Below are 13,063 nucleotides of genomic sequence, written 5' to 3'. Positions count from 1 at the left end.
CGTGGTGGGCAGCGGGCCGAACACCCGCAGGGAATGCGCGAGTTCCGGCGTCAGGGCACCACAGGAAGCGCGCGATGCAGCTCCGACACCGCGGAAGAGGCGGGAGCTCCCGCCGCGACGAAGCCGTCCGGCCGCACGAGGTAGAAGAAGCCCTCCTGCAGGCCCTTGTCGGGTGCCGCAGGAAACCGGTGGACGGCCAGGCCGAGGGAGCGTCCGACGGCGTCAGCCACGGCGTCGTCCATCCCGCCATACGTATGGACCTGCCACACCGCCTCCCGCAGGACGTCGAAATTGACGCCGGTCCATGGCAGTCGCCGTCCCACCACACGGCCGCGACGGCCATTTGCCGCTTCCTTCGCACCGGGGCTCATCCAGTAGTGGATGCGGAGCTGGCCCAGGTAGCCGGCAAGCCGACCGGCGAGAGGCAGGCGCGGCACCACCCGCACGACGACGGGCAGCACCAGTCGCGGCACCAACCTGCGGGCCAACCGGGCCGGAACGGCGTTCGAGGTGAGGAACCCGAACACCCGGTCGGTCGAGCGGACCAGGCGCCGGGCAACGGGGCGGCGTTCGGAGTCGTACCGGTCGAGATAGTCGGGCGACGCCGAATGCCGAAGAACATCGGCGAGCTTGAACGCCAGATTGTGGGCATCCTGCAGCCCGGTGTTCATCCCCTGGGCGCCGACGGGCGAATGGAGGTGCCCGGCATCCCCGGCGAGGAACACGGCGCCGTCGCGGAACCGGGCCGCCAGACGGTGGTGCACCCGGTAGGTCGAGAACCATCGCGACGTCCCGTAGGAGACACCGAAGATGGCTGAAAGCCGAGCCTGCGCAACCTCTTCCGAGACGTCGGCATCCCCGGCTGTGGGGACAACTCCGATCAACCGGAAGGCGTTGTCGCTGCCGGACGGGGACTTCATCGGGAACGCGAGGAGGAAGTCGGAGGCGCCCTGACGGATATTGACCGACGCTTCGGCGAGCCCGCCCACGGCGAGCGCGTCCAGCACGTAGAAGGTGTGCTGGTTCGTCACTCCTTCGAAGGGAATCCCCTTCAGGCGGCGGACTTCCGAGGATCCACCGTCGCACGCCACGCAGTACCGCGCCTCGATGACAGTGGGTCCGTCCCTCCCCTCCACCGATGCCGAGACGGTGCCCGCATCCTCCAGTCCCACCAGCCGCGTACCCCACAGCACCTCACCACCTGAAGCGACGAGGTTCGAGGCGAGGAGCTGCTCGTTGCGGCTCTGCTCGAGGAAGAACAGGCCGGGGAACGGCGTGAGGCCACGCCCCAGCTCGCCGAGCGGAACCGGCGCATAGGAACGTTTCCCGTACCCCTGCCGCACCAGGCCGGCGTGCTGTGCCTCCTCGAGCACGCGGTCGGCAAGGCCGAGCTGGTCGAAGATCTCGAGGGTGCGGGACTGCACGCCGATGGCCCGCGACTCCCGCGTGGGCCCGGCCTTGGCATCGATGAGAACGGCGTCGACGCCGAGCTTTCGCAGCCAATTCGCCAGCATCAGCCCGGTGGGTCCCGCACCGACCACCAGGACGTCGGTGGTGCGGTGCGGGGTGTCCACGGGTTGCTCCTACAGGGCCAGGATCAGTGACGCATGCGGCGGCAGCTGGACGGTGTCCTCCAGCAGGCCGACGCCGTCGACGGTCGAGAGCAGCACTTCTGCATCGACCGCTTGCAGCGGCACGGTGCGGAGCTGGTCGCTGAGGTTGAGGACGACGGCGGTCCGTCCCCGGTGAAGGACGAGCCACCGTTCGTCGTCGCTGTACTCCACGGAGATGCCGGCGAAGTCCGGCTCCCGCAGTTCCGGGCGGTCCCGGCGCAGCCGGATCAGCGTCCGGTATGTCTCCAGCAGCCGGCCCTGCTCCTGGTTGCCGAGCTCGGACCAGTCGAGTTTCGCCGACTCGAACGTCGAAGGTTCCTGCGGGTTCGGCACGTCCTCGGGCTTCCACCCCATGCGCTCGAACTCCCGGAGCCTGCCCTCGGCGGTGGCCTTGCCCAGTTCGGGCTCGGGGTGTGAAGTGAAGAACGGCCACGGCGTCCGGGCTCCGTACTCCTCACCCATGAAGAGCATGGGCGTGAACGGCCCTGCCAGGTTCAGCACTGCGGCCTGAGCCAGCTGCGCGGTGTTCAGCGTGGCGCTGATGCGGTCGCCGGCAGCACGGTTGCCGATCTGGTCGTGGTTCTGCGTGCACACCACCAACTGCAGCGGCGTCACCCGCTCGACATCGATCTCGCGGCCGTGGTGGCGCTCGCGGAATGACGAGTAGGTGCCGTTGTGGAAGAACCCCTTCTCGAGGACCTTGGCCAACGCGCCCACCGAATCGAAGTCGGCGTAGTACCCCTCGGTTTCCCCCGTGAGGTTGACGTGCACGGCGTGGTGGAAGTCGTCGCTCCACTGCCCGGCCAGTCCGTAGCCATTCACGCCGCGCGCCTGGATCAGGCGCGGGTTGTTGAGGTCGGATTCGGCGATCAGGAACAGCGGCTTTCCGAGTTCGGCTGCCAGGGCGTCCGTTTCGGCGGCGAATTCCTCGAGGATGTGCACGGCACGCTCGTCGTGGAGGGCATGCACGGCGTCGAGCCGCAGGCCGTCCACATGGTAGTCGCGCAGCCACATCAGCACATTCTCGATCACGTAGCGCCGCACCTCGTCGGAGAGCGGGCCGTCGAGGTTCAGCGAGTCACCCCAGGTATTAGACTTGCCCTCGGTGAGGTACGGCCCGAACTGGCCGAGATAGTTGCCGCTCGGCCCCAGGTGGTTGTAGACCACGTCCTGGATGACGCCGAGGCCCTTCTGGTGCGCGGCGTCGACGAAGCGCTGGTAGGCGGCAGGGCCCCCGTAGTTCTCCTGGACCGCGTACCACAGCACGCCGTCGTAACCCCAGTTGTGCGTTCCGTTGAACGCGTTCACGGGGAGGAGCTCCACGTACTGGATGCCCAGCTCCACCAGGTAGTCGAGGCGTCCGATGGCGGCGTCGAGGGTGCCCTCGGGAGTGAAGGTGCCGAGGTGCATCTCGTAGATCACGCCCCCGTTCGGGCCGGGCGAGACCCAGCCCTGATCCTGCCATTCGTGCGCGGCCGGATCGAAGGTGCGTGAAAGACCGTGGACTCCTTCCGGCTGCCGGCGCGACCGCGGGTCCGGTACCGGCGATTCCGATCCGTTGACCAGGTAGCCGTAGTCGACGTCACCGGTGGCAGTGGCGGCGGAGACGCCGCCGGGGGCGGTCCACCAGCCGCCGTCGCCCTGCGTCATCTTCCGGGCGGTTCCGTCGACGAGGAGGGAAAGGGTCTCGGCGCGTGGCGCCCACACATCGAAACTGCTGCTCATGATGCGTCCTCCTGGACGAGTAGTGCTGCCGGGAAAGTGGGGAAGAGGTCGGCTGCCCGCACGATGCCGCCGGTCACCGCGGTGCCCGTGATCGCGCAGGTGTAGGAACCGTCGGGAAGGTGCACCGTGGTGTCGCCCCAGCCGCCACGGTTCTCGAGGCCGTACGGCAGGCGGGTCACCAGCACGACGACGCCGCCCCGGTTGAACGCGAAGACGTGGTTCGCGGCGGAACCGGCGGCCTGCACGGCCTGGTAGCCGGAGAAGAGTTCCGGTCGGTCGCGGCGCAGTTTGAGTGCCCGCGACACGACGAGCAGTTTCGCTGCGGCGTCCTCTCCCACGGCGGGAACAGCCCCGAAGTTGAGGTCGGTCAGGGCCTGCCGACGCGCGGCGTAGTCCACCTCGCGGCGGTTGTCCGGATCCACGAGGGAGAAGTCCCAGAACTCGGTTCCCTGGTACACATCGGGGACCCCGGGCATGGTGAGCTGGAGCAGTTTGGCCGCGATCGAATTGGACCAGCCGTGCCCTTCGAGCCGCTGGGCCATTCCGCTGACGAGATCGTTCACTCGGGCGTTGTCGAACGCGGCATCGACAGCGCTGTGCATGGCCGCTTCGAACTCCTCGTCCGGCGCGGTCCAGTGGGTGCTCAGGTCGGCTTCACGCGAGGCCTTCTCCACGTACGCGTGGGCGCGTTCGCGGCTGAGCGGCCACGCACCGAGAAGCGACTGCCACATCAGCGGCGCGAAGGAGGGGTCCGAGATCGGCGCGAGGGTTTCGAGTTCGGCGAGGAGCCGCGCCCACTCGTCGGGCATCTCGGACAGCACTACGATCCGAGCGCGGGTGTCCTCGCTGCGCTTGGTGTCGTGGGTGCTCAGCGTGGTCATCGACAGCGGGTTGCTGGTCTCCCGCTCCAGGAGGCGGCGGTGCATCTCCAGGGGATCGATCGCGAAGATCGACGGGTCCGCTCCCACCTCGTTGAGCGAGACCAGCCGGCTGTACCGGTAGAACGCCGTGTCCTCGACGCCCTTGGCCATCACCATGCCTGAGGTCTGCTGGAAGCGCCGGGCCAGGGCGTTCAGCTCGGCGTCGGGCTCCCCCTCGAGGAACGGGTTGAGCAGCGGGTGGAGGACCTCGAGAGTGGCGCCGAGGTCCGGGCGGCGCACCTGGGCGTCGCGAACGGCGTCGGCGAGGTATCCCGCGCCCTCGGGCAGGTAGCTTCGGTAGACGGGGAAACAGGTCAGGAGTTCGGCGAGTGCATCGGCCGCCTCAGCCGGGTCGAGGCCCGCGCTCTCGGGCACCAGCCGGGTCAGGCGGAGCACCTCCGAGCGGAGGATGCCATCCGCGATGCCCCGCTTGGTGCCGTGGATCATCTCGTGGAACGGCTCCACGGGAACGAGAGCCGTGAGGTCGTGCTCGCCCGCGGGATCGGTGAGGAGGCGGTCGACGTCGGCGAGCGCGTCATAACCCGTGGTCCCTTCGCACTCCCAGTTGCCCGGCAGTTCCTCGCCGGGCTCCAGGATCTTCTCCACGAGGACGTAGGCGCCGCCGGTCAGCTCGCGGAGATCCTCGAGGTAACCCACCGGATCGGCGAGGCCGTCGGGGTGGTCGATGCGCAGGCCGTCGACGAGTCCGTCGTCGAACCAGCTCCGCACCTCGCTGTGGCTTTCCTCGAAAACCCACGGCACCTCGACGCGGAGGCCCGCCAAGGTGTTGACCCCGAAGAATCGCCGGTAGTTCAGCTCGCTGTCGGCGCGGCGCCAGTTCACGAGCTCGTAGTGCTGTTTCGCGTGCACGTCGGCAGCGGTGTCCCCCGGTGAGAACGTGCCCTCGGCGATGGGGTAGCGGTTGTCGTAGTAGCGGAGTTCGCCGTCCACCACCTCGAGTGCGTCCTCCTCGGAGTCCCCGTCGCCCAGCACCGGAATGCGGATCCGCCCGTCGGCTGAGTCCCAGTCGACATCGAAGGCTTCGGCCATCCGGGAACCGCGGCCCTCCTTCAGGAGTTGCCACCACCACGCGTTGCGTGCCGGCGTCTCGATGCCCATGTGGTTGGGCACGATGTCCACCAGGATCCCCAGTCCCGCCCCGCGGGCGGCGGTGCTCAGCTCGATGAGGGCTTCGCGGCCGCCCCGCGCGGGGTCCACGGTGGAGGGATCGGTCACGTCGTAGCCGTGGCCGGACCCCTCCTCCGCGGTCAGGATGGGCGACAGGTACACCCAGTCCACCCCGAGGTCATGCAGGTACGGCACCAGTGCCGCGGCTTCCCGCAGGTCGAATTCATTTCGAATCTGCAGCCGGTAGGTCGATTTCGGTGTCTTCACGCATGTCCTCCTGGGAACTGGGATGCAGGGGTGGTTAGGCGGTGCCGGTCTTGGCCGTGACCTCGTTGGCGAGGATCGCCAACGACGCCGCTACCGAGTGGTCGAGATCCTCGGCTTCGGAGTGGGCGCGCAGCACTACCATCGATTTACCTTCGATGGAGATCGTCTTCCCTGCGGGGATCGCGGCGGTGTCGGCGAATTTGCCGGCGGTGTCGATGACCTCGTCCCAGGACGGGCCGTACTCGTCCGAGGGGATGGTGAAATCGACTGCTTCATCATGTGCGTTGAAGTACAGGAGGAAGTTGGCGTCGGTGATGCGCTGGCCGCGGGCATCGCGCCCGCGAATCCCCTGCCCGTTGAGGAACACGCCGATCGAGCGACCGAACCCGCTGTCCCAGTCCTCCGGCGCCATCAGCTCGCCCGAGGTGTCGAGCCACACGATATCCGGCAGCGCCTCACCCTCGCCGCGGCGCACCGGGCGTCCGTCGAAGAAGCGCCGACGCCGGAAGGTCGGGTGCTCGGAGCGCAACCGGTTCACCGCGGCAGTGAATTCGAGCAGCGGCTGGTCCACCTTGTCCCAGTGCACCCAGCTGAGCTCGGAGTCCTGGCAGTAGGTGTTGTTGTTGCCTTCCTGGGTACGGCCCAGCTCATCGCCGTGCAGCAGCATCGGCACACCCTGCGAGAGCAGGAGCGTGGCGATGTAGTTGCGCTGCTGGCGGACGCGCACAGCGTTGACCTCGGGGTCGTCGGTGGGGCCCTCGACTCCGCAGTTCCAGGAGCGGTTGTGGGATTCGCCGTCGTTGTTGCCCTCGCCGTTGGCCTCGTTGTGCTTCTCGTTGTAGGACACGAGGTCGCGGATGGTGAAGCCGTCATGGGCGGTGACGAAGTTGATGGACGCGACGGGACGCCGCATGCTGTGCTCGTAGAGGTCCGCGGACCCCGTGAGGCGGGCCGCGAACTCGCCGATGCTGGAGGGCTCCCCGCGCCAGAAGTCACGGACCGTGTCGCGGTACTTGCCGTTCCACTCCGTCCACTGCGGCGGGAAGTTGCCCACCTGGTACCCGCCGGGGCCTACGTCCCAGGGCTCGGCGATGAGCTTGACCTGCGAGACCACCGGGTCCTGCTGCACCAGTTCGAAGAAGGCCGAAAGCCGGTCCACCTCGTAGAACTCGCGGGCGAGCGCGGAGGCCAGGTCGAAGCGGAAGCCGTCGACGTGCATCTCGGTGACCCAGTAGCGCAGGGAATCCATGAGCAACTGCAGGGAGTGCGGGTTCCCGACGTTGAGGGAGTTACCGGTGCCCGTGGTGTCCATGTAGTACTGTTTGTCGTCCTCCACCAGGCGGTAGTAGGACACGTTGTCGATACCGCGCATCGAGATGGTTGGGCCCATGTGGTTGCCCTCGGCCGTGTGGTTGTAGACGACGTCGAGGATCACCTCGATGCCTGCCAGGTGCAGTTCGCGCACCATGGCCTTGAACTCCTGGACCTGCTCGCCCTGGTCACCGCTGGAGTTGTACTTGTTGTGCGGAGCGAAGAATCCGATGGTGTTGTAGCCCCAGTAGTTGGAGAGGCCCTTCTCCTGGAGCGTGCTGTCGTTGACGAACTGGTGCACCGGCATGAGTTCGATCGCGGTGACGCCGAGCTTCTGCAGGTGGGCGATCACGGCCGGGTGGGCGATGCCGGCATAGGTGCCGCGCTGCTCCTCGGGAATCTCCGGGTGCAGCTGGGTGAGGCCCTTGACGTGCGCCTCATAGATGACCGACTGGTGGTAGGGAGTGCGCGGCATGCGGTCGCCGTCCCAGTTGAAGAAGGGATTGATGACGACGCCGAGCATCATGTGCGCGGCGGAGTCCTCGTTGTTGACGGAGTGCTCGTCGCCGAAGTTGTAGCCGAACAGTGCCTGGTCCCAGTCGAGGTCGCCCGCAACGGCCTTGGCGTAGGGATCAAGGAGGAGCTTGTTCGGGTTGCAGCGGTGTCCCTCGGCGGGGTTGTTCGGGCCGTGGACCCGGTAGCCGTACTTCTGCCCGGGGCTCACCTGCGGGAGGTACCCGTGCCAGACATAGCCGTCGACCTCCTTGAGTTCGATGCACGTCTCCGTACCGTCGTCGTCGAACAGGCAGAGGACAACCAGGTCCGCTACCTCGCTGTAGAGCGCGAAGTTCGTTCCCGTGCCGTCATAGGTCGCGCCCAGGGGGTACGCGTCGCCGGGCCATAATTCCATGTGTGCTCCTTGTGGGGTGTTCAGCTGTTTCGAGGGAAAGTTTAGCGGGGTCCGGCTTGCCTCATGCGAGGATGTCGGCGAGGACCGCACCGATGTGGCGGGGCAGGCCGGCCACGACGACGGGCCCGTACTCCGCAGCCCGCATGCCCGCCAGCCCGTGGATCAGCGCAGCCGCCGCGGCGACCGCCGCCCAGGTGGCGCTGGCGGGAAGGCCGAGGCGCGCGGCGACGCCGTCGTCCTCCGCCAGCGTGGCGACAAGTGCCCCGAGGATCCCGGACAGCGTGTCCCCCGAGCCCGCGGTGGCGAGCCACGGCGGAGCCTCGGCCTGGCTGAAGACTTCCCCGGTGGGCGCGGCGGTGATGGTGGTGAAGCCCTTGAGGAGCACCGTTGCTCCGGTCAGCCGAGCCGCCTCCAGGGCGAACCGCGCAGGCGCGGCTTCGATGTCGGCGCGGGAGACGTCGATGCCGCGCGTGGCGAGGAGCGCCCGCAGTTCCCCCGCATGGGGGGTGAGGATCACTGAGGACTCCACGCGCTCGGGCACCTCGGAGAGGGCCCCGGCGTCGACCACCACGGGCAGCCCGCTCGCGATGGCTCCGCGGGCGCGGCGGGCCTGGTCGTCGTCCTCCACCGCACCGGGCCCCACGAGCCATGCCTGCGAGCGCGAATCCTCGACATCCCCGGTGGAGCAGACCACTTCGGGATGGACGGCGTTGATGATCGTGGCCACCGCGGGCGGCCCGAGATAGCGCACCATACCCAACCCGGTGGCCAGTGCGGCACCCGTGGCCAGGACGGCAGCCCCCGGGTACTGGGCTGAACCCGCCGCGACGCCGAGCACGCCGCGCGTGTACTTGTGGTCACCCACCTGCGGCCGGCGGTACAGGGCCGAGACGTCGTGGGCCTCGAGCCGGCGCATCGGCGGTTCCATGGCGGTGTCGGCGCCCGGGGTGGTCATCCCCAGACCGATGTCGACGACGTTCAACTCGCCCGCCGCCAGTGCTCCGCCCGAAACGAGCAGTCCGGTCTTCGCCGCACCGAAGGTCACCGTCGCATCGGCGAGGAGGACCGGCTCCAGAAGCTCACCCGAGTCGACATCCACGCCGCTGGGCAGGTCGCACGCGACCACCAGCAGCGAGCGGACGCTCCGCTCACCCGCTCCGGTGTTGATCGCCGAGACCAGTTCGGCAGCGATTCCGCGCAGCCCTCCCCTGGCACCGGTGCCGAGGATCCCGTCGATGACCAGCGTGGCCCGGACCGCCCGCGCTGCGAGATCGGGGAAGTTCTCCGGGCCGAGGTGCAGGACCCGCCCGCCCCGCCGGCCGAACGCCTCGGAGGCTTCGGAGTGGACCTCGTCGGCGACGGCGATGGCGGTGACCGCAACGCCCCGCCGCAGCAGCCGCTCCCCCGCGTACAGGGCGTCCGCGCCGTTGTTCCCGGAACCGACGAGCACCACGACGCTACTGCGTTTCGCGCTGTGGCCAGCCGACCGGAGCATCTCGAGCGCCACCAGGAACAGTCCATGGGCAGCCTTCTGCATCAGGGTGTTCCCGTGTCCGGCATTGAGGAAAGGCACCTCGGCCGCGCGGACCTGGGCGCCGGTAAAGGCATTGAGCATATGTACGAGCTTAGCGGCACCCGGCCCGATAGTCAGCCGGGTTACTATTTTTGGATGTGCTCTCCGCCACAGGGGCGAGCTTCGCCCTACGTGCCCTCGGCCACCACCATGGCCGTCGCCAGGCCGCCGTCGTGGCTGAGGGACAGGTGCCACTCCGAGATGCCGCGACGGGCAGCGGCCTCCGCAACGGTCCCGCACACCTCGATGGAGGGCACGCCTGCCGCGTCCACGGCGATGCAGCAGTCCTGCCAGTTCATACCCGCCGGCGCACCCAGGGCCTTGGCCACGGCCTCCTTCGCCGCGAAACGGGCGGCAAGGGACCGCGTGGTCAGTTGCCGCTCGGCGGGCACGAACAGCCGCGTCACCAGACCGGGCGTCCGCTCGAGCTGGCGTCGGAAGCGCTCGATGTCGACGACGTCCATCCCGATACCGATGATCACGAGGATGTCCTCAGACCGGAGCGCCGCAGCGCTCTACTCAACCGTGACCGATTTGGCAAGGTTTCGCGGCTGGTCGACGTCGTAGCCCTTGGCGCTGGCCAGCGCGAGCGCGAAGATCTGCAGCGGAACCGTGGTCAGCAGCGGCGCGAGGAGTGTCGGCGTCGCCGGAACGTAGAACACGTGCTCCGAGTAAGCCTCCACGGAGGTGTCTCCCTCCTCGGCGATCACGATGGTGACGGCGCCACGGGCCCGGATCTCCTGGACGTTCGAGACGACCTTCGCGTGCAGCGAGTCCCGGGCCGACGACGACGGCATGACCACCACTACGGGCTGGCCTTCCTCGATCAGCGCGATCGGGCCGTGCTTGAGCTCGCCCGCGGCGAAGCCCTCGGCATGGATGTAGGCGAGCTCCTTGAGCTTGAGCGCACCCTCCATGGCAACGGGGAACCCTACGTGGCGGCCCAGGAACAGCACCGACTTGGCGTCCGCCATCTCCGTGCCGAGCTGCTTGATCTTGTCCGCGTTGTCGAGCACGGTCTGGATCTTCGCGGGAATCTCCGCGAGGTCCGCCATCACCGCGTTGATCTCGTCGCGGTACTTGTTGCCACGCAGTTGGGCGAGGTAGAGACCGAGCAGGTACGCGGCGGTGATCTGGGCGAGGAACGCCTTCGTCGAGGCGACGGCGATCTCGGGGCCGGCGTGGGTGTACAGGACGGCGTCCGATTCACGCGGGATGGTGGAGCCGTTGGTGTTGCAGATCGCCACCACCTTCGCGCCCTGCTCGCGGGCGTAGCGCACCGCCATGAGGGTGTCCATGGTTTCGCCCGACTGCGAGATGGCGACCACGAGGGTCTTCTCGTTGACGATGGGGTCGCGGTACCGGAACTCGTGCGAGAGCTCCACTTCGGTGGGGATGCGGCACCAGTGCTCGATGGCGTACTTGGCCACCTGGCCGGCGTAGGCCGAGGTACCGCAGGCGAGCACCACGATCTTGTCCACCGAGCGAAGGATCGATTCGTCGATGCGCAGCTCGTCGAGGACGAGGTTGCCCTTGACGTCGGAGCGTCCCAGGAGGGTCTGGCCCACGGCGTCGGGCTGGTCGTTGATCTCCTTCTCCATGAAGGAGTCGTACCCGCCCTTCTCAGCAGCAGCGGCATCCCAGTTCACGTAGAACTCGGTGCCCTCGGCGGGGGTTCCGAAGAAGTCGGTGATGACGACGTCTTCCGGTGTGATGGTGACGATCTGGTCCTGGCCGAGCTCCACCGCGCGGCGCGTGAAGTCGATGAAGCCGGAGACGTCGGAGCCGAGGAAGTTCTCGCCGTCGCCGAGGCCGACGACGAGGGGCGAGTTGCGGCGTCCTGCGGTAACCGTTCCCGGCTGGTCCTCGTGGATCGCGAGCAGCGTGAAGGCACCCTCGAGGCGCTGGCAGGCCTGCTGCATGGCGAGGGTCAGGACGTCGCCCTCGGATCCGCTGTCCTTGAGGCCGCGGTAGATGGAGCCCAGGAGCCCGGCGGCCACTTCGGTGTCGGTGTCGGAGATGAACTCGAGGCCCTGGGCCAGCAGTTCCGCCTTCAGCTCCGCATAGTTCTCGATGATGCCGTTGTGAATGACTGCCAGCCGGCCCTGGTCGGCAAGGTGGGGGTGCGCGTTCTGGTCGGTCGGGCCGCCATGGGTGGCCCAGCGGGTGTGGCCGATGCCCGTCATGGACCGCGGCAGCGGCTCGGCTGCGAGTTCCTGCACCAGGTTGGTCAGTTTGCCCGCCTTCTTGCGGGATTCGACGCCCGACGGCGTGAGCACCGCGACGCCCGCGGAGTCATACCCGCGGTATTCGAGGCGCCGGAGGCCCTCCATGACGACGTCGAGGGCACCGTGCTCGACCTCCCCATTTGCCGACCCAACCGCCGGCGGCACAGCTTCCAGCGTTGAAAGGACCTGTCCGCGTTCACGGCCTACATAACCTACGATTCCACACATGAGGTCAAGCCTACCGGCAGTAGTGGTTTGTTAATGTCAAGGCCAGCAGGCAGAATGCTCAGGGTGAACGATCGAAACCCGGGTAATCAACAGGCCAGCGGTCCCGAAACGTTCACACCCTTCGTGGAACTCGACCGGCAGATGTGGTCACGGCTCTCCAACGAAATCACGTCTCCCCTCAACTCGGAGGACATCCAGCGGCTCCGCGGCCTGGGCGAAGCGCTCAACCTCGACGAAGTCCGTGAGGTGTACCTGCCCCTCTCGAGGCTCCTCAACCTCTACATCGCCGCCGCCGGTGAACTGCATTCCGCCACCAACACCTTTCTCGGTGAAACGACCCGGCGCACCCCCTTCGTGATCGGCGTGGCGGGATCGGTTGCCGTGGGGAAGTCGACGACGGCGCGTGTGCTGCGGGACCTGCTGCGCCGGTGGCCGGAATCGCCGAGCGTCGAGCTCGTCACCACCGACGGATTCCTCTACCCGAACGCCGAGCTGAAGCGCCGCGGGCTCATGGAGCGCAAGGGATTTCCCGAGTCCTATGACCGGCGGCGTCTCCTCCGCTTCGTGAGCGAGGTGAAGAGCGGCGCGGAGGAAGTACGTGCGCCCTGGTATTCGCACCTGACCTATGACATCGTGCCGGGCCGGGAAGTGGTGGTGCGGCGGCCCGACGTTCTGATCGTGGAGGGCCTCAACGTCCTCGCGCCCGCGCGGGCACGGCCGGACGGCGTCACCGGCCTCGCCCTCAGCGACTTCTTCGATTTCTCCCTCTACGTGGACGCGAAGACGTCCTACATCGAACAGTGGTACATCCAGCGGTTCCAGTCGCTGCGTTCCGGTGCGTTCGCCGACCCCCACTCCTATTTCCACCGCTATGCCCGGCTCTCGGACGACGAGGCACGGGAGACGGCGCAGGGGATCTGGCGGCGCATCAACGAGCCGAACCTGATGATGAACGTGCTCCCGACGCGGGGGCGGGCGCAGCTGGTCCTGACCAAGGAGTCCGACCATTCCATCCGGAGGATGCTGCTACGGAAAACCTGACAGCTCCGCGCCCCCGGTCCTCCGCCCGTCCGCTCAGCGTCCTGCTGCTGGGGGCCCTGCTCCTGAGCGGGTGCAGTCCGTCGGAAGATTCCGCCGTTCCTGCGGGAACGACGACGGTT

Annotated in this window: 8 protein-coding genes; 1 reads left to right on the top strand and 7 read right to left on the bottom strand. The window is 67.8% G+C overall.

Annotated elements, in window-relative coordinates; translation table 11 throughout:
• Window positions 1-50: 50 nt before the first annotated feature.
• From IWX75_RS04195 to glmS, 7 genes are all read right to left on the bottom strand, one after another.
• Window positions 51-1,574, bottom strand: a complete 1,524-nt coding sequence (locus IWX75_RS04195; RefSeq protein ID WP_196820999.1) for an FAD-dependent monooxygenase — start codon at window positions 1,572-1,574, stop codon at window positions 51-53.
• Window positions 1,575-1,583: 9 nt separating this feature from the next.
• On the bottom strand, window positions 1,584-3,338 hold the full coding sequence (gene treZ, locus IWX75_RS04190; protein WP_196820998.1) for a malto-oligosyltrehalose trehalohydrolase: 1,755 nt from the start codon (window positions 3,336-3,338) through the stop codon (window positions 1,584-1,586).
• Window positions 3,335-5,653 (bottom strand): malto-oligosyltrehalose synthase, encoded by a 2,319-nt coding sequence (treY, locus tag IWX75_RS04185; protein WP_196820997.1) that lies wholly within the window; start codon window positions 5,651-5,653, stop codon window positions 3,335-3,337. The genes treZ and treY overlap by 4 nt, the downstream gene beginning before the upstream one ends.
• A gap of 34 nt (window positions 5,654-5,687) precedes the next feature.
• Window positions 5,688-7,874, bottom strand: a complete 2,187-nt coding sequence (glgX, locus tag IWX75_RS04180; protein ID WP_196820996.1) for a glycogen debranching protein GlgX — start codon at window positions 7,872-7,874, stop codon at window positions 5,688-5,690.
• A gap of 61 nt (window positions 7,875-7,935) precedes the next feature.
• A complete protein-coding gene (locus IWX75_RS04175; RefSeq protein ID WP_196820995.1) occupies window positions 7,936-9,489 on the bottom strand; it encodes a bifunctional ADP-dependent NAD(P)H-hydrate dehydratase/NAD(P)H-hydrate epimerase in 1,554 nt (517 codons plus the stop codon).
• 86 nt (window positions 9,490-9,575) lie between these two features.
• Window positions 9,576-9,929, bottom strand: coding sequence for a holo-ACP synthase (locus tag IWX75_RS04170; RefSeq protein ID WP_196820994.1), 354 nt, complete (start codon window positions 9,927-9,929; stop codon window positions 9,576-9,578).
• 33 nt (window positions 9,930-9,962) lie between these two features.
• Window positions 9,963-11,903, bottom strand: a complete 1,941-nt coding sequence (gene glmS, locus IWX75_RS04165; protein ID WP_196820993.1) for a glutamine--fructose-6-phosphate transaminase (isomerizing) — start codon at window positions 11,901-11,903, stop codon at window positions 9,963-9,965.
• Between the two features lie 54 nt (window positions 11,904-11,957).
• Here glmS and coaA point away from each other — a divergent pair, with 54 nt between their 5' ends.
• The gene (coaA, locus tag IWX75_RS04160; RefSeq protein ID WP_196820992.1) at window positions 11,958-12,944 is read left to right on the top strand and encodes a type I pantothenate kinase; all 987 of its coding nucleotides are present in this window, start codon (window positions 11,958-11,960) and stop codon (window positions 12,942-12,944) included.
• Window positions 12,945-13,063 lie beyond the last annotated feature (119 nt).

The sequence above is a fragment of the Arthrobacter sp. CAN_A6 genome, assembly GCF_015751715.1.
Taxonomy (GTDB): Bacteria; Actinomycetota; Actinomycetes; order Actinomycetales; family Micrococcaceae; genus Arthrobacter_D.
Note: the sequence above shows the minus strand (reverse complement) of the source record. Positions and strands in the feature narration are given on the sequence as shown.